This is a genomic window from Streptomyces sp. YPW6 (assembly GCF_018866325.1).
Lineage (GTDB): Bacteria > Actinomycetota > Actinomycetes > Streptomycetales > Streptomycetaceae > Streptomyces.
In genome coordinates this window covers 3,407,609-3,424,755 of sequence record NZ_CP076457.1, presented here as the reverse complement: position 1 = coordinate 3,424,755, position 17,147 = coordinate 3,407,609, and the positions used below count along the sequence as shown (strand labels likewise).

At 71.7% G+C, this 17,147-nt stretch carries 13 protein-coding genes; 2 read left to right on the top strand and 11 right to left on the bottom strand.

What is annotated here, in order from left to right; genetic code table 11:
• Positions 1–50: 50 nt before the first annotated feature.
• Genes KME66_RS15065 through KME66_RS15055 form a run of 3 tightly spaced genes read right to left on the bottom strand, consistent with a single transcriptional unit; the run spans position 51 to position 1,961 of the window.
• Positions 51–461, bottom strand: a complete 411-nt coding sequence (locus tag KME66_RS15065; protein WP_073219178.1) for an arsenate reductase ArsC — start codon at positions 459–461, stop codon at positions 51–53.
• Positions 454–1,563, bottom strand: a complete 1,110-nt coding sequence (arsB, locus tag KME66_RS15060) for an ACR3 family arsenite efflux transporter (RefSeq protein ID WP_216322841.1) — start codon at positions 1,561–1,563, stop codon at positions 454–456. The genes KME66_RS15065 and arsB overlap by 8 nt, the downstream gene beginning before the upstream one ends.
• Complete coding sequence (locus KME66_RS15055) at positions 1,560–1,961, bottom strand: helix-turn-helix transcriptional regulator (RefSeq protein ID WP_216322838.1); 402 nt, start codon at positions 1,959–1,961, stop codon at positions 1,560–1,562. Before KME66_RS15055 ends, arsB begins: the two co-directional genes overlap by 4 nt.
• Positions 1,962–2,054: 93 nt before the next feature.
• Here KME66_RS15055 and arsM point away from each other — a divergent pair, with 93 nt between their 5' ends.
• Positions 2,055–2,879, top strand: coding sequence for an arsenite methyltransferase (gene arsM / locus KME66_RS15050; protein ID WP_253208350.1), 825 nt, complete (start codon positions 2,055–2,057; stop codon positions 2,877–2,879).
• Between the two features lie 221 nt (positions 2,880–3,100).
• Here arsM and KME66_RS15045 read toward each other — a convergent pair whose 3' ends face one another.
• From KME66_RS15045 to KME66_RS15020, 6 genes are all read right to left on the bottom strand, one after another.
• The gene (locus KME66_RS15045) at positions 3,101–3,304 is read right to left on the bottom strand and encodes an acyl-CoA carboxylase subunit epsilon (RefSeq protein ID WP_216322835.1); all 204 of its coding nucleotides are present in this window, start codon (positions 3,302–3,304) and stop codon (positions 3,101–3,103) included.
• Between the two features lie 39 nt (positions 3,305–3,343).
• A complete protein-coding gene (locus tag KME66_RS15040) occupies positions 3,344–4,927 on the bottom strand; it encodes an acyl-CoA carboxylase subunit beta (protein WP_216322832.1) in 1,584 nt (527 codons plus the stop codon).
• A 10-nt stretch (positions 4,928–4,937) separates the two neighbouring features.
• Positions 4,938–5,180, bottom strand: a complete 243-nt coding sequence (locus tag KME66_RS15035; RefSeq protein ID WP_216322830.1) for a hypothetical protein — start codon at positions 5,178–5,180, stop codon at positions 4,938–4,940.
• Positions 5,180–5,776, bottom strand: a complete 597-nt coding sequence (locus KME66_RS15030) for a VOC family protein (protein WP_216322828.1) — start codon at positions 5,774–5,776, stop codon at positions 5,180–5,182. The genes KME66_RS15035 and KME66_RS15030 overlap by 1 nt, the downstream gene beginning before the upstream one ends.
• A 36-nt stretch (positions 5,777–5,812) precedes the next feature.
• Positions 5,813–7,516, bottom strand: a complete 1,704-nt coding sequence (locus KME66_RS15025; RefSeq protein ID WP_253208349.1) for a (2,3-dihydroxybenzoyl)adenylate synthase — start codon at positions 7,514–7,516, stop codon at positions 5,813–5,815.
• Between the two features lie 83 nt (positions 7,517–7,599).
• Entirely contained in the window at positions 7,600–12,954 is a 5,355-nt protein-coding gene (locus tag KME66_RS15020) for a type I polyketide synthase (RefSeq protein ID WP_301184493.1), read from the bottom strand.
• Positions 12,955–13,236: 282 nt separating this feature from the next.
• On the opposite strand from KME66_RS15020, the gene KME66_RS15015 reads away from it, so the two are divergent.
• Positions 13,237–13,713, top strand: coding sequence for a MarR family winged helix-turn-helix transcriptional regulator (locus KME66_RS15015; protein WP_216322818.1), 477 nt, complete (start codon positions 13,237–13,239; stop codon positions 13,711–13,713).
• Between the two features lie 13 nt (positions 13,714–13,726).
• On the opposite strand, the gene KME66_RS15010 is transcribed toward KME66_RS15015, so the two are convergent.
• Entirely contained in the window at positions 13,727–15,643 is a 1,917-nt protein-coding gene (locus tag KME66_RS15010; RefSeq protein WP_216322816.1) for an FAD-dependent monooxygenase, read from the bottom strand.
• A gap of 112 nt (positions 15,644–15,755) precedes the next feature.
• The gene (locus tag KME66_RS15005; protein WP_216322814.1) at positions 15,756–17,123 is read right to left on the bottom strand and encodes an NAD(P)/FAD-dependent oxidoreductase; all 1,368 of its coding nucleotides are present in this window, start codon (positions 17,121–17,123) and stop codon (positions 15,756–15,758) included.
• Positions 17,124–17,147: the final 24 nt, after the last annotated feature.

Genomic DNA, 17,147 nt, shown 5'->3' with positions numbered 1-17,147 from the left:
GTCCTCGAACCGCCGTCCGCCGCGCGGGGCCAGGGGCGCTCCAGGCGGATCTAGCGAGGCGAGATCTCGGCGATCAGGGCCTCGACGCGCCGTCTGATCTCGTCCCGGATCGGGCGGACGGCATCGACCCCCTTGCCCGCCGGATCGTCCAGCTGCCAGTCGAGGTACGTCCTGCCGGGGAAGACCGGGCACGCGTCGCCGCAGCCCATGGTGATTACGTAGTCGGACGTCCGGACCGCCTCGGGGGTGAGGACCTTGGGGGCGGCGGCGGTGATGTCGATGCCGACCTCGGCCATGGCCGCGACGGCGGCCGGGTTCACCTGGTCGGCGGGCAGGGATCCGGCGGAGCGGACCAGGACCCGGTCGCCGCCGAGGTGGGCGAGGAATCCGGCGGCCATCTGGGAGCGTCCGGCGTTGTGGACGCAGACGAACAGGACCGAGGGCTTGGCGGTGTCAGACACGGTTGGCGCCTTCCGGGGCGACGGCGGGTGACGCGGGGGAGGCGTCGGGACCGGGGAAGAGACGGCGGGCGGCGAGCGCCACGTACACGAGGCCGATGAGGACGGGCACCTCGATGAGCGGGCCGACCACTCCGGCGAGGGCCTGTCCGCTGGTGGCGCCGAAGGTGGCGATGGACACGGCGATGGCCAGCTCGAAGTTGTTGCCCGCGGCCGTGAACGCGAGCGTCGTGGCCTTCGGGTAGTCCAGTCCGACGGCCTTGCCCAGGGCCATGGATCCGGCCCACATGAGCGCGAAGTACACCAGGAGCGGCAGCGCGATCCGGGCGACGTCGAAGGGCTGGGAGGTGATGGCGTCACCCTGGAGGGCGAAGAGCACGACGATGGTGAAAAGTAGTCCGTACAGGGCGAACGGCCCGATGCGCGGGATCAGCCTCGTCTCGTACCAGGTGCGGCCCTTGGCCTTCTCACCGAGACGGCGGGTCAGGAACCCTGCGGCCAGCGGGATGCCGAGGAAGATCAGCACGCTGCGGGCGATCTCCCAGACCGACACGTCCAGGACCGTCTGCTCCAGGCCGAGCCAGCCGGGCAGGACCGAGAGGTAGAACCAGCCGAGCAGGCTGAAGGCGAAGACCTGGAAGACGGAGTTGAGGGCGACCAGGACGGCCGCGGCCTCGCGGTCCCCGCAGGCGAGGTCGTTCCAGATGATGACCATGGCGATGCAGCGGGCGAGCCCGACGATGATCAGGCCGGTACGGAACTCCGGCAGGTCCGGCAGGAAGATCCAGGCGAGGGCGAACATCAGCGCCGGTCCGAGCACCCAGTTCAGCACCAGCGAGGGGATGAGGAGCCGGCGGTCGCCGGTGACGGTGCCCAGCCGGTCGTAGCGGACCTTGGCCAGCACCGGGTACATCATCACGAGCAGCCCGAGAGCGATCGGCAGCGACATCCCGGTGACGGTGACCCGCGCCAGCACGTCGCCGAGCCCGGGAACGAGACGGCCCAGACCGAGACCGGCCGCCATCGCGACCAGGATCCACACCGCCAGGTAGCGGTCCACGAAGGACAGCCGCGCGGCGACGGGTGCGGTGGCAGGAGCGCTCACGAGGAGACCTCCGTACCCGCGGCCTGCCCGGCGCGTCCGGCCTGTTCCGAGCGGGTGAGAACCCCGGCGAGCTTGTCGATCGTCCCCGGCAGCAGCCAGTAGTACACCCAGGTGCCGCGCCGCTCGCAGTCGATGAGTCCGGCCTGCCGCAGCAGCTTGAGGTGGTGGGAGATCGTCGGCTGGGAGAGGTCGAACGCGGGGGTCAGATCGCAGACGCAGATCTCGCCGCCCTGGCGCGAGGCGATCATCGACAGCAGGCGGAGCCGCACGGGGTCGCCGAGCGCCTTGAACACCTTGGCCAGCTCGACGGCCTGCTCCTCGTCGAGCGGTGCGGTCAGCAGGGTGGGGCAGCAGCCGCTCTCGTCCTGGCCGAGCACGACCAGCTCTTGTTTTGACATGTTTCTATGTTGACGAACTTCAATTCAAGAAGCAAGCTTGCATAGAGAAACTTCGAAACAGCGTCTGTTCGTCCCCTCTTCCGGAGGCCTGCCATGAGCGATCACTCCAACGACCTGCGCGAAACCGTCCGCGAGCGCTACGCCGCCGCTGCCGTCCAGGTCACCGAAGGCGGCGCCGCCTGTTGCGGCCCGCAGCCCGTCGAGGTCGACGACAACTTCGGTTCGACCCTCTACGCCGCCGACGAACGCGACACCCTCCCCGCCGAGGCCGTCGCCGCCTCCCTCGGCTGCGGCAACCCCACCGCCGTCGCCGACCTCCACGCGGGCGAGCGGGTCCTCGACCTCGGCTCCGGGGGCGGCATCGACGTCCTCCTCTCCGCCCGCCGCGTCGGTCCGACCGGCAAGGCGTACGGCCTGGACATGACCGAGGAGATGCTCGCCCTGGCCCTGGCCAACCGGGAGAAGGCGGGCGCCACGAACGTGGAGTTCCTCAAGGGCGCCATCGAGGCGATCCCCCTCCCGGCGAACACCATCGACGTCGTCATCTCCAACTGCGTCATCAACCTGTCCACCGACAAGCCCGCGGTCTTCGCCGAGATGTTCCGCGTACTGGCCCCCGGCGGCCGCATCGGCATCTCCGACGTCGTGGCCGACGACCGGCTGACGCCCGGCCAGCGGGCCGAGCGGGGCGACTACGTGGGCTGCATCGCCGGCGCGCTCTCCTTCACGGAGTACCGGGAGGGGCTGGCGGCCGCGGGCTTCACGGACGTCGAACTGATCCCCACCCACGCGGTGGCCGACGGCATGCACTCGGCCACGGTCCGAGCCGCGAAGCCGGCCACCACCCCGGAGGCCGCCGCCCGGCCGCCCGCCCCGGCGGCGAACTCCGGCTCCTGCTGCGGCGGAAGCGGCTGCTAGACGCATGAGTCCGGTGCCTGTGCCGGCCGCGACCGTGGCGAAGGGCGTCCGCCGGCCCGGGGGTGACTCCTGGCCTGGACGCCCTTCCGGCGGGGCCGTACGTGGTCATCGGCGGCCACCGGCCCCTCGCCACCGGGTCGGGCGAACCCCGGAACTGACGGGCGGCACCGGACTGCTGTGCCCGGTCGCTTCCCAGGCGGCGTGCTGCCGGTGACAGGTGCTCAGTGCTGCCAGCTGTGCGGGGCCGGGAACTCGTGCCGCCGTTCCCGGTGCCCCCATCCGGCCCTGACGGTCGCGGGAACCGGCGCCGCGGCGGCTGTGGGGCGCATCGCGGCGCGGGCGAGGAGCACCGCGGTGATGGCGGCGAGTTCCTCGGGGTCGGCGTGGCCCTTCTCGACGCGCAGGAGGCGGGCGGGAGTGCTCACGTGGGTCGGCTCCTCTGGATGAGACCGGTCGGGGGAGGCTCACTGCGGCGGGTTGCCGTGCTTGCGGGACGGCAGGTCGGCGTGCTTGGTGCGGAGCATGGCGAGGGACCGGATGAGCACCTGGCGGGTGTCGGCGGGGTCGATGACGTCGTCGACGAGGCCGCGCTCGGCCGCGTAGTAGGGGTGCATGAGTTCGGCCTTGTACTCCTTGACCATGCGGGTCCGCATGGCCTCGGGGTCCTCGGCCTCCGCGATCTGCCTGCGGAAGATGACGTTGGCGGCGCCCTCGGCGCCCATCACGGCGATCTCGTTGGTGGGCCAGGCGTAGGTGAGGTCGGCGCCGATGGACTGGGAGTCCATGACGATGTACGCGCCTCCGTAGGCCTTGCGCAGGATCAGGCTGATCCGCGGCACGGTGGCGTTGCAGTAGGCGTACAGGAGCTTGGCGCCGTGGCGGATGATCCCACCGTGCTCCTGGTCGACGCCGGGCAGGAAGCCGGGGACGTCCAGCAGGGTGATGATCGGGATGTTGAAGGCGTCGCACATCTGGACGAAGCGGGCGGCCTTCTCCGACGCCTCGATATCGAGGACACCCGCGAGGGACTGCGGCTGGTTGGCGACGATGCCGACGACCTGTCCGTCGAGACGGGCCAGGGCGCAGATGATGTTGCGGGCCCAGCGTTCGTGGATCTCCAGGTAGTCGCCGTCGTCGACGAGTTCCTCGATGACCTGGTGCATGTCGTACGGGCGGTTGCCGTCCGTCGGCACCAGATCCAGCAGAACCTCCGACCGGCGGTCGGCCCGGTCGTCGGAGGCGACGGGCGGCGGGCAGGAGCGATTGTTCTGCGGGAGCATCGACAGGAGGTAGCGGACCTCGGCGATGCAGGTCTCCTCGTCGTCGTACGCGAAGTGCGCCACGCCCGAGGTTTCCGCGTGCACGTCCGCGCCGCCCAGGCCGTTCTGGGTGATCTCCTCACCGGTGACGGCCTTGACGACGTCCGGGCCGGTGATGAACATCTGCGAGGTATCCCGGACCATGAACACGAAGTCCGTCAGCGCCGGACTGTAGGCGGCGCCGCCGGCGCACGGGCCGAGCATCACGCTGATCTGCGGGATCACACCCGAAGCACGCGTGTTGCGCTGGAAGATGCCGCCGTACCCGGCCAGAGCGGAGACGCCCTCCTGGATACGGGCGCCGGCGCCGTCGTTCAGCGACACCAGCGGAGCGCCCGCCGAGATGGCCATGTCCATGATCTTGTGGATCTTCGTCGCGTGCGCCTCGCCCAGCGCCCCGCCGAAGATCCGGAAGTCGTGCGCGTACACGAAGACCGTCCGGCCCTCGACCGTGCCCCAGCCCGTGATCACACCATCGGTGTAGGGCTTCTTCGCCTCCAGACCGAACCCGGTCGCCCGGTGCCGGCGCAACTGCTCGACCTCCTTGAACGAACCCTCGTCCAGCAGCAGCCCGATCCGCTCCCGCGCGGTCAGCTTCCCCTTGGCATGCTGCGCCTCGGTCGCCTTCTCGCTCGGTCCGCGCCGCGCCTGCTCGCGCAGGGCCAGCAGTTCGGCCACCCGGCCACGGGCGTCGCAGGCCGTCCGGATGCCGGCCACTTTGGTGTCCATGGCGCCGGGCTCAGTCTTCCAGCCGCAGTTCGGAGGCGTCGAACCTCGCCATGGTGCCGCTGTAGCCGCCTGTGAGGGCGGAGAACCAGACGGCATCGCGTGCGCCGACGCGTGCGCGCTCCAGGACGAGCGGTCCCGGCTCGCAGGAGACGCGCACGTAGTCGCCGACGGTCCGCGTCGTCGCGGTGTCGCTCGCCACGGCGTCCAGCAGGGTGCGGAACTCGGGCACGTCGAGGACGTAGAGGGTGGCCATCAGATGTTGCCCCTTTCGAAACGGTCGGCGATGAGCTCGCCCTTGCGTTGCCAGGTGGCCTTCAGGGACGGGTCGCCCTTGCGGACCACGTCCGTCAGCGCGGCCACGGTCAGCGCGGCGTCACGGGCGTCTACGTCGCCGAACTCCCGCAGCGGACGGGTGATCTCCAGCTGGATGCCGTTCGGGTCGTCGAAGTAGATGGACTCGATCATCTCGTGGGCGAGCGGAGGGGTGACCCGGATCCCCGCGGCCTTCAGCTTGCGCCGCCACGCCAGAAGCTCTTCCTCGGTCTCGACGCGCAGGGCCAGGTGCCGCGACCTGTGCATGAGGTCGTCGGGGGCCTGGTCCCGGGGGAGGCCGAAGAAGTAGAAGAAGGCCAGGTGGTTCCCCTTGCCCAGCCCGAAGAAGAAGTGGACGAAGTCCGGGAAGCTCTCCGACAGCCAGCCGGTCCCGGTCACCGCGTGGACGAGCGGCAGACCGAGGGCGTCGCGGTAGAAGAGCACCGTCGCGTCGGGGTCCCAGGTGACGTGGGCCAAGTGGTCGACTCCCTGAAGGGAGAGCTGTTCGTGGGAAGCGGGACCGGCCGCGGATTCCATGCGTGTTCCTTTCGTGCTGTGAGCGGGTGACTTCCGTTAGGGGTGGCGCAGCGCCGCAACCGGTGCCGGCGGGGTTCTGTCCCCGGCCGGCTGGACGGGAATGTGCGCTGCGTCGACGAGCTTCCGGAGCGCCTTCTTGTCGGTCTTTCCGACCGCTGTCCGGGGCAGGGCGGGAAGCAGCACGAGCAGTTCCGGTGCCTTGAAGGCCGCGACGCCGCGGTCGAGGAAGGACTGCCGGATCTCGGGCAGATCGAGCGTCTCGCCCGCCCGGAGGGCGACGCAGGCGCACACCGTCTCGCCCAGCTCCCGGTGCGGCGAGGGTATGACCGCGACGTCGGCGACCTGCGGCAGGCGGCGTACGAGGTCCTCGACCTCGTCGGCCGAGACCTTCTCCCCGCCCCGGTTGATGAGGTCCTTGGTCCGGCCCTCCACGACGAGGTTGCCGGCCGCGTCCTGGCGGACGACGTCCCCGGTGCGGTACCAGCCGTCGGCGGTGAAGGCGCGCGCGTTGTGCTCGGGTGCGGCGAAATAGCCCCGGGGCGTGTAGGGGCCGCGGGTGAGGAGCCGACCGGGCCGGCCGTGCGGCACCGGGACGTCGTCCTCGTCCACGACGAGGACTTCGTCGTCGGGGCAGATGGGGCGCCCCTGAGTGGTGACCACCAGGTCGTCGGGGTCGTCCAGACGTGTGTAGTTGAGCAGCCCCTCGGCCATGCCGAAGACCTGCTGGAGACGGCCGCCCAGGCCGGCCATGAGGCTCCGGGCTTCTGTGGGGGAGAGCACGGAGCCGCCGACCTGGAGCACCTTCAGACTGGACAGGTCGTGCCGGGCCGGCTCGAAGGTCTCCAGCCAGCGGCGTGCCACCGCCGGGACGAGCGAGGTGACCGTCGCCCGCTCGCGCTCGACGGCGGCGAACGCCGCTTCGGGCTGCGGGGACGGCAGCAGGACGGCACGGCCCCCGGACATCAGGGCCGCGAGGACACCGGGGCTCGCGAGGGCGAAGTTGTGCGCGACGGGCAGGACGGCCAGGTAGACCGTGTCGGCGCCGTAGCCGCACACCTCGCCGCTGCGGCGGGCGTTGTACTCGTAGTCGTTGTGCGTCCTGGCGATGATCTTCGGGAGCCCCGTGGTGCCACCGGACAGCAGGAACAGCAGCACCTCGTCCGCGGTGGGAGCCACGGAGTCCAGCCGCCGTCGGCGCTCGTCCGGGTCGCCGGCCGGGGCCATGAGGGCGCGCACGTCGACGTGGCCCGGACGGACCGTGTCCCCGACGATCAATACCCGGCACCCGTCGCCCCGGTCGCGTGCGACGTCTTCGGCGAGGGACTGGTGATCGAAGCCCCGCCACAGCCCGGAGGTCACCACGGCCGAGACCTCGGCGAGCCGGGCCATGTACGTCAGCTCGTGCTCGCGGTGCGGCGGCAGGGCGAGGACCGGCGCCACGCCCAGACGTGCGCAGGCGAGGACCAGCGCGAAGAACTCCCAGCAGTTGGGCAGCTGGACCAGGATGGTGTCGCCGCGCTCCAGGCCGGTACGGGACAGTCCTTCGGCCAGGCGGTCCGAGGTTTCCGCGAGTTCCCGGTAGGTGATCCTCCGATCTCCGTCGACCAGGGCCACGCGCGTTCCGAACGCGTCCGCCCACTCCCACATCAGCGCGCCGAGAGGACGCCGCCGCCAGTAGCCCTTCGCGACGTACTCCTTGGCCAGGTCGTCCGGCCACGGGACGACACCTGCACGTGCCACGGGTCTCTCCTGCCTCTGTCGATGCTGTACGACCGTTCACCCGGCCGGCGCCGGCGGAGGGCCGGCGCCGGCCCTCCGCCGGGTCAGCCGACGAGCAGCCCGGAACGGGCGGGCTGCTCGGGCACGGCGACGGAGCCGTCCTGGTCCGTCGCGGCCTCTTCGGTACTCGCCGTGAGCGCGCCGAAGAGGAAGTCGGCCACGGCCTCCACCGAGGGGCGCTCCCACAGCAGCGTGGCCGGGAGCGCGAGCCGGAACTGCTTCTCCAGACGGCGCCGGACGACCACGGTCATCACCGAGTCGAGGCCCAGCTCGGTCAGCGCGGCCCGGACGTTGAGGTCCGCGGCGTTCATCTTCATGACGTCGGCGACCCTGTCCCGCACGGCGTCGACGAGGCAGCCGCGCAGTTCGTCCGGGGACAGCGACTCCCACTCCGCGCCCTCCGACGCCTCCGGCGCCTCGGCGTCCTCGTAGGTCAGCTCACCCAGCAGCCGGGGACGCACGGCACCCGGCTCGGGCGGCAGGGTCCGCAGCACGGCGAAGTAGCCGTTGTCATGCCGGTCGGCCAGCTCCCAGCAGCGGAAGGCCTCGGCCACGGTGATGTCGGCCGTGCCACGCGCCTCCAGCTCGGCGTCGATGACCTCGGATGAGGTGGACATGCCCAGCCCCCGCCAGGAGGTCCAGCCGAAGCTGACCGCGGCGCCGTCGCCGGCCGCCCGCCGATGCGCGGCCAGGGCGTCGAGGAAGGCGTTGCCCGCCGCGTAGCTGGCCTGGCCGGGCAGTCCCAGCAGCAGGCCGCAGGACGAGAACAGCGTGAAGAAGTCGACGCTGCCTGGCGGGAAGATCTCGTGCAGGGTCAGGGCCCCATCCACCTTCGGCCGCAGCACGGTGCGCAGCGAGTCCTCGGTCAGGTCCGCGAGTGTGCGGTTGTCGAGGACGCCCGCCGCGTGCACCACGCCCCGGATCGGAGGGAGCTGCAGTTCGGAGGGGGCCAGCAGCTTGGCCGCCTGGTCCCGGTCGGCCACGTCGAGCGCGAGGGTCCGCACCGTGACGCCGAGCGCTTCGAGGGACCGTACGGCCGCGATCTGCCGCTGGACGGCCGGGTCCTCGACCGCATCCCAGGTCTCTCGGGGAGGGAGCCCCGAGCGTCCGGCCAGCACCAGACGACGGGCGCCGCGGCCGGCCATCCAGTGGGCGATCTCCAGGCCGAGCGCGCCCAGGCCGCCGGTGACGAGGTAGGTGCCGTCCGGCCGGAACTCCGTCCCCGCCCGGGTCGCCTCCTTCTCCATCCGCGCCAGTCGGCCGACGGTCCAGTCCCCGTCACGTACGACGACGACGTCCTCGCCGGAGACCGAGCCGAGCACGGTCAGCAGAGTGTCGGCCGCCGGAGCCTGTCCGTTCGCCGGGAGGTCGACGAGACCTCCCCAGAAGTCCGGGTGCTCGCCGCCCACCACGCGGCCGAGTCCCCAGAGGCTGCCGTGGCCCAGGCCACCGGCGCTCGCGCTCTCGTGTACGCCCCGCGTGAGGCACCACAGCTTCGGGCGGGCCGCGAGCGGCGCGCCCGCGATCCACTGGGCGGTTTCGGCCAGCAGCCAGCTCGCCCGGAAGGCGGCGTCGCCCACGTTCTCCTCGGAGGTGGTGGCGGCGGGCGCGACCAGCACGGTGGCGGCGCCGAGCCGATCGCGGACCGAGTCCAGCTCCTGGGGCGTCGTCAGTCTCACGCACGGCGTCCCGGCGGTGGCGAGCAGGTCGGCGAGGCGGTCCGTCAGTGCCGTGTCGTCGCCGACCAGCACGACCAGCTCCGGGCGTGAGGCGGGGGCGGCCGGCGTGATTTCCAGAGGCCGCCACACCAACTCGTGGACCAGGCGCCGCGGACTGGCCGTCGCTCCGGGGTCCCCGTCCAGCACTCCGTACCGCAGCCCGTGCAGGGTGGCGACGACGTGGCCCGCCTCGTCCGCGATGTCGACGTGCACGGTGTCCGCGGCGGCGGCTCCCTCGGCGACGCGCACGCTGATCAGGACTCGGGCGGGGCAGTCCCCGCACAGCGCGACCTCTCTGATGTGGGCGGGCATGCGCAGGGTCGGGGGCCCGTCGAAGGCGACCGAGGCGATCGAGAGCGCGGCGTCGAGGACGGACGCCCAGGACGTCGGGGGAGTGTCGTCGTCCTCGGCCGCCCGGACACGCGCCAGCAGCTCGCCGGGGCCGCGCAGCAGCTCCTCGACGGCCCAGGGGAAGCCCATCGCGGCCACGCCGATCGAGGCCAGCCGTTCGACGGGGAAGTCCGGCGGGAGTGTCTCGTGGCATCGCCCGCGCACGTCGTCGAGCGGGAGCGTCCGGTCGTCCGCGACGGTCACCCCGTGGGCGACCGAGGCCGTCGTGTGAGTCAGCCACACCTGGCTGTCCTCGTCTGTGCCGCCCTGGTCGACGAGGCGTGACGCCAGGCGCACCGTGCCGTCCTGCAGGGTGATCTGCACCTGTCGTGCGGAGGTGACGGAGACGGGCTGGCGCAGTGTCACGTCACTGAGCGCGGGGCGCCGTCCCGAGCCGGTCGCCGCGGTGAAGAACGTGTTCAACAGGACGGTGGCCGGGATGATCTCGACGCCCTGGACGGGGTGGTCGCCCGGGTAGGGGCGGCAGGTCCCGTCGAGATAGGTCTGCCACACCTGGAGGGGGGTCGTGCCGGTCACCACCGTCCGCGAGCCGAGCAGGGTGTGGCTGTCCACGTCGTGGCCGCCACCGCCCGTCAGCCTCGGGCCGGACTCGGCCCAGTACGGGCGGTGCTGCCAGGCGGGCGGCGGAAGCTCGGCGAGGACGGCCCTCGGCCACACCGAGGCCCAGTCGACATCACCACCGTGGCAGTGCAGGGCACCCAGGTTGGTCAGCAGTGTCTCGCGCTCGGGCTTGTCGCGGCGCAGGGTGTGGGCGACCAGGGCGCCGGTGACGCGGAGGCTGTCGAGGGTCTCGTCGATCGAGTGGGCGACGACCGGGTGTGCGGACACCTCGACGAAGCGCCGGTAGCCGTCCTCGACGGCGGCGGTGACGGACTCGGCGAAGCGGACCGGGTTGCGCAGGTTGGCCGCCCAGTAGGAGCCGTCCCGTGGGCGATCGGACCGGGGGTCGTCGAGGGCGGTCGTGTACACGGGGATCGTGGGCGGCCGGGTATCCAGGTCCGCGGCCGCTGCGGCCAGTTCGGTGAGCAGCGGGTCCATGTGGCTGCTGTGGAAGGCCACGTCGGAATCCACGCGGCGGACGACGAGCCCCTCGTCCTTCCACCGGGCGCTCACCGACTCGACGGCGGCGGCATCACCGGCGATCACCGTGGAGGACGGCGAGGCCGAGATGGCCGCGACGACGTTGTTCCGCCCGGTCAGCCGGCGGCCGGCCTCCTCGAACGGGAGGTTCACCATCGCCATGCCGCCCAGACCGGCGACCCGGCGCAGCAGGAGGGAGCGCCGGCAGATCAGCCGGGCGCCGTCCGTGAGGCCGAGCACGCCTGCGGTCACCGCGGCCGCGATCTCGCCCACCGAGTGGCCGATCACCGCGTCGGGCGCGACCCCCTGAGCGCGCCACACGGCGGCGAGGCCCACCTGCATCGCGAAGATCATCGGCTGGATCCGGGACACGTCGCCCAACTCGCCGTCACGGATGACCTGACGTGGGGAGAAGCCGATCTCCTCCATGAAGACGGGGGTGATGGTGTCGATGGCGGCTGTGAACTCCGGGTCGGAGTCGAGGAGTTCACGCCCCATTCCGGCCCACTGGGCACCGTGTCCGGAGAACACCCAGACGAGCCCGGCCCCGGCGGCTTCCTCGTGCGCGGCCCGCCCGGAGGCGATGCCCACGGCGGACTCGTCCGAGGCGAGGGACCGCAGTCGCGCGATCAGTTCCCTCCGGTCGCCCGCGACGACCGCCGCGCGCTGCGCGAGGTGGGAGCGTCGCCGGGAGAGGGTGTGGCCGAGCGCTTCGGTTCCGGGGGCGGGGGAGCTCTCCAGGGCGTCCGCCAGTTTCCCGGCGTACGCGCGGACCCCGTCCTCGGAGGCCGCGGAGAGCGGGAAGACGTTCGCCTCGGTCCGCGCGTCGCCGGGGGCGTCCGCCGCGTCCGGCTCCGTACCGTCCGGGGCCTGTTCGAGGATGACGTGGCTGATGGTGCCGCCGTATCCGTAGCCGGACACACCTGCCCGGCGGGGGTGGTCGGTCCGGGGCCAGGCGGTCGGTTCGGCGACCACGCTCAGACCGGACTCGGCCCAGGGGATGTGGGGGTTGGGCCGGGCGAAGTTGGCGGTCGGCGGGATCTGGGCGTGCCGCAGGGCGAGCACCGCCTTGATGACGCCCGCCACACCGGCGCCGGCCTCCAGGTGGCCGATGCCGGGCTTCACCGAGCCGATGAGGCACGGCTGGTCCTTCGGATGCTCCGCGCCGAACACGGCGGCCATGGCTCCCGCCTCGATGGGATCGCCCATGCGGGTGCCGGTGCCGTGCGCTTCCACGTAGTCGACGGAGCCCGGGGCGATTCGCGCCTGCTCGTACGTGCGTCGCAGCAGGTGCTCCTGTGCCTCCTGGCTGGGCGCCATGATGCCGGGGGTCCTGCCGTCCTGGTGGATGCCGCTGCCCCGGATCACGGCGAGGACGCGGTCCCCGTCGCGCTGGGCGTCGCTCAGCCGCTTGAGGACGATGACGCCCGCACCCTCGCCGCGCCCGTACCCGTCGGCGGAGGCGTCGAACGACTTCGAGCGGCCGTCCGGCGAGGTGGCGCCCGCGGTGTCCAGGACCACCGACAGGCCCGGTCCAGCCATGATCATGACGCCGCCGGCCAGGGCCAGCGGCACTTCGCCGAGGCGCAGGCTCTGACACGCCTGGTGGATGGCGACCAGCGAGGAGGAGCACGCGGTGTCCACGGCGACGCTGGAGCCGCGCAGGTCGAGCGTGTAGGAGATCCGGTTCGCGACCGCGCAGTAGGCGCCGCCGATGCCGGTCCACGCTTCGATGCGCGGCAGGTCCTCGAGCAGCCGGCGCCCGTAGTCGTCGGAGCCGACGCCGATGAAGACCCCGGTGTCGCTGCCCGCGAGACCGCGCGGCGCGACGCCGGCGTGTTCCAGCGCCTCCCAGGCGACTTCGAGGACGATCCGCTGCTGCGGGTCCATCAGCTCCGCTTCGCGCGGGGTGATTCCGAAGAACTCCGCGTCGAAGCCCTCGATGTCCGACAGGAATCCGCCGAACCGCGTCGTGCGGCGCAGCAGCGCCGCGTTCTCGGCGCTGGAGGAGGCGTACGACTCCCAGCGCTCGGGCGGGATCTCACCGATGGCGTCCTTGCCGTCCATCAGGAAGTCCCAGAACCGGTCGGGTGAGTCGATGCCGCCGGCGAAGCGGCAACCCATCCCGATCACCGCGATCGGTTCGTTCGCCGTCTCTCGCCGGCTCGCTTCCGGAGTCTGACTGACCACTGGAGAATGCCCCCTCGTCACAGCCGTCGGGCCGCTCTTTCGACCGCTCGGGGAAAGAGGGCCCTCGTTGGGCGTACGAGGAGATCCTGGACAACGCGACATGCCGTCCGCTTGCGTCGCACATGGAGGAGCGACGGCGGACGGGAAGCGCCGCCCCTGAAGATTGGTGCGGCTAAACATTAGCCAACTAACCATTGCTCCGGCAAGAAGCTCCGGAGAGGACGGGACGCGAACTTGTAACCTCTGTAGGAACATCGAGGTCGGAGGCAGGGAGCGCGCAGGATGAATCCCGCAGGTGACGACACCTCGCTCAACCATCTGCTGGCGAGCATCGCCCGCTCCCACCGGAACCTCGCCGGCGGCCTCCTGCGTCAGGTAGGGCTCTTCCCCGGCCAGGAACTCCTCCTGATGCGCCTGTGGAACCGCGACCACCAGCCGCAGGCGGACCTGGTGACCGCCCTGCGGATCGAGGCTCCCACGGTGACGAAGATGCTCAAGCGCCTGGAGGCCCAGGGGTTCGTCACGCGGCACCGCCCGCCCGACAACCAGCGGATCGTGATCGTCTCGCTCAGCGACAAGGGGCGCGGCCTCCGGCGTGAGGTCGAGAGCCTCTGGGGCGAGTTGGAAGAGGCGGCCGTCGGCGGTCTCACCGAGGCCGAGCGCCGGCAGACGCTGGAGGTCCTGCACTGCCTGGAGCGCCGCCTCTCGGCAGCGCAGGCCTCCCGCGAGCCCCGGCCCTCACCAGCCGGAGCGGAGTAGCGCCGAGCCCGCGTCAGGGCCGGGCGAACGGCCGGGCCACCACCATGTCGAGCCGGCCGGACAGCAGAGCCGTGTGCAACCGGGTCGCCCAGCTCTCCCCCCGGTGCGAGTCCGGTGCCGACCAGGCCCATCCGCCGGGGACGTCGAGGAGAACGGCCAGGCGCGACCGCTCGCGCACGCGGTCCGCGTACTCCAGGGCCCGTTCCCATCTCTCGGGCGCAGGATCGCTCTCGTCCAGCATGAGATGGAGCCCCTCGACGCCCGAGGAGGCGAGACCGGAGCACCGCCGGAGGAAGCTCTCCCCCTCGGCGGTCCAGACGGACACCGGCGGACAGGCCACGCCCACGACGGTGGTGTCACCGGTGAGGGCGTCCGCCGGCGCCGTCGCACCCACGGTGGTCGCGGGCAGCACCCGTTCGACCAGGCGCATTCCCGCCTCGCGCGCGAACTCCGCTCCCTCCCCGTCGTCCGTCCGCAGGCGGGCCATCGGCTCCGCACCATGCCCCCGGATCCGGTCGACGGTGGTCCGCCAGTCGGCCAGGCCGTCGCCGCCGTCGCTCGAACGCCGCGGTCCGCTGACCGACCAGTCCACGATGACGAGGCCGCCGTGTGCCCGTGCGGACGATTCGGCGTCCCTGCGCTGATCCTCCCGGCCGCCGGGTGCGGCCGTGGTGGCGACACGGTTCGCCAGTACGGTGCCTCCCAGGGCGAGAGGCAGGGAGACGGCCGACCGGGCCGCCGGCCGGGCCGGGCCGTCCGGCTCCGCCCGGCGTGCGAACCAGGACTCGACCTCGTCGACGCGTGCCGCGTGGCGGCGCTTGAGTCCGGCGTAGGAGATGGCCCCGGTCCGGGTGAGGAAATGGAACCCGAACTGCTCCGGCTCGCGGTGCATGCGCTGCCCGAAGGTGGCCCACCAGCGCATGCTGGGCGCCGCCCAGTCCTGGGTGCGCAGGACCTCCGGGCGCCGCTCGGCCTCGTACGCGCGAAACGCGTCGTCCGCCGTCTCTTCGGTGTCCAGGGCCCCGGCCAGCGCGATCGCGTCCTCCATGGCCATCTTGGTGCCGGAGCCGACCGAGAAGTGGGCCGTGTGCGCGGCGTCCCCGAGCAGCACCATGTTCCGGTGCGACCAGGTTCGGTTGCGCACCACCTGGAACCTGGCCCACTTGCTGTTGTTCACCAACAGGGGGTGGCCGTCGAGATGCTCCTTGAAGATCCCTTCGAGCAGCTCCTTGGAGTGCGTGTCGCTCACGCCCGGAGCCTGCGCCTCGCCCGTGGAGACGTCCATGCCGGCCGCACGCCACGTGGCCGTGTCCGTCTCGACGATGAAGGTGCTCGTCCCCGTCTCGTAGGGATAGGCGTGTGCGGCGAACGGGCCGAACCTCGTCTCCACGAACGGGAAGGTCACCCGGTCGAAGCGCGCCGGGGTGCCGAACCAGATGTACTGGGGACCGGAGGCGTCCACGGTCGTGCCGAAGCCGTCCGCGTAGATCGCCCGGGTCGCCGAGTTGGCCCCGTCCGCCACCGCGACCACGTCGGCGTCACCGAGTCGGCCCGCGTGCGGTACCTCGTGGTGGAAGCGCAGCTCCGCACCGACCTCGGCGGCCTGTTCCTGGAGGATGCGCAGGAGCGTTCTGCGGGAGATCGCCGTGAATCCGTACCCGCCGTAGCGGATGCGCCGCGCCTGGTGCCGCAACTCCATGTCGGTCCAGTGGACGCTCGCCTCGCGCAGACGGCGGCAGGTCTCCGGGTCCGCCCTCTCGAAGGCGGCCATCGTCCGGTCGGAGAAGACGACGCCGAAGCCGAACGTCGCGTCGGGGGCGTTGCGTTCGTGGACGGTGACCGAGGCTCCGGGCGCGCGCAGCTTGAGGAGCCGGGCGAGGAAGAGGCCGGCGGGTCCGCCGCCGGCCACGGCGAAGGTCTGAGGTCTCATGGGGTTGCTCTCCTGTGAGCGGAAGAGGGGGCAGGGGGCGGACGAAAGCCGAGCCCCGGTCAACGGCACACAACGCCGTTCACCGGGGCTCGGGCCCGGGAGCCGTGACGCGTCAGGCGACGGTGACGGATCTTGCGCCCGGTTCCGTGGCGGCCTGCTCGGCCTCGTCCTCCGCGACGTTCAGGTCCTCGTAGAAGGGGCAGCCCCAGTGGGGCTCGAACGGGGCGAAGGTGTTCCACCGCGGCTGGTCCCGGAGGTGGCGCAGCAGGATGTTGCGCGGGTTCCAGAAGTCACCGCTGACGAGCCGCGCGACCCACTTGTTGGTGCCGAGCTGGTCGCCGGAGATGTCGAGCCCCGCGGACTGGAGGAACCCCCGCAGGCTGTACCCGGCCTCGTAGTAGGCGTGGATGAGGCGGCCGTAGACGTCGTAGCCCGTCTTGTAGAAGTCGGAGTACGCGAGCTGCACGTTCGCGGTGCGCTCCGGCTCGCCCAGGATGGTGTCGACGGACTGGGCGGCCCGCAGTCCGGTGGCCATGGCGAGGAAGACGCCGCCGGAGAAGATGGGGTCGAAGAAGCAGGCGGAGTCGCCGGCCATGAACCACCCGTCTCCGGTGATGGTGTCGGAGTAGTAGCAGTAGTCGGTCTCCACCTTGAGCTCGCCGACGGGCTCCGTGCCCGTGAGCCGCTCGGTGATCCGCGATATGCGGGACACGTGATCGCGGAACACGGCCTCGCGGTCCGCCACTCCGTGCAGCAGCTCGCGCGGCATCACCGCGCCGACGCTGACCGTGTCCGGCCAGATCGGGATGGCCCACACCCAGCCCTCGGCGTGGCCGCCGATCTGCAGGTCGCCCTCGACTCCCGGGTTGTACTTCTCGTCCAGCCCCTTGAAGTGCTGGTAGGCCGCCACCATGCGCAGGCTGTCGATGCTCCGGCGCAGGCCGAAGGTGTGGGCCACCTTGCTGGCCCGCCCGCCGGCGTCGATGACGTACGACGCGTGGGCGGTGTGGGTCCGGCCGCCGTGCTCGTAGCGGACGCCCACGACCCGGTCGCCGTCGCGCAGGAGTTCGTGCACGGTCGCCTCCTGGAGCACGGTGGCGCCGGACTCCTGCGCCACGTCGGCCATCGTCTTGTCGAAGTGCGCCCGTTCGACCTGGAAGGTGACGTGGTGGCGGCCGGGCCCCTGCCCGGCGAAGGGGATGCGGCCGAAGCGCCCCTTGCGGCCTCCGCTGAACTCCGCCCCGTGCTTGAGGACGTACCCCTGCTCCAGGACGCGGTCGTACGCGCCGAGTTCTTCGAGAATGGCCGTGATCGGCGGCAGCAACGACTCGCCGATATGAAATCGAGGAAGAGACCGGCGCTCCAGGACGAGAACCGACCGTCCCGACTGTGCGAGCTTGGCGGCCGCCGTGGTTCCGGCCGGACCGGCGCCGATGACAATGACGTCCACCTGCGCGGGAGGATTCTCGGCGGAATTCACTTCAATTTTCTCCTTCTGTGAAAG

Bases quoted from the DNA above. Each gene is read 5' to 3' on its own strand.
- KME66_RS15015 (WP_216322818.1), top strand. From the start codon at position 13,237: ATGAATCCCGCAGGTGACGACACCTCGCTCAACCATCTGCTGGCGAGC.
- KME66_RS15010 (WP_216322816.1), bottom strand. From the start codon at position 15,643: ATGAGACCTCAGACCTTCGCCGTGGCCGGCGGCGGACCCGCCGGCCTC.
- KME66_RS15030 (WP_216322828.1), bottom strand. From the start codon at position 5,776: ATGGAATCCGCGGCCGGTCCCGCTTCCCACGAACAGCTCTCCCTTCAG.
- arsM (WP_253208350.1), top strand. From the start codon at position 2,055: ATGAGCGATCACTCCAACGACCTGCGCGAAACCGTCCGCGAGCGCTAC.
- KME66_RS15040 (WP_216322832.1), bottom strand. From the start codon at position 4,927: ATGGACACCAAAGTGGCCGGCATCCGGACGGCCTGCGACGCCCGTGGC.
- KME66_RS15035 (WP_216322830.1), bottom strand. From the start codon at position 5,180: ATGGCCACCCTCTACGTCCTCGACGTGCCCGAGTTCCGCACCCTGCTG.
- KME66_RS15055 (WP_216322838.1), bottom strand. From the start codon at position 1,961: ATGTCAAAACAAGAGCTGGTCGTGCTCGGCCAGGACGAGAGCGGCTGC.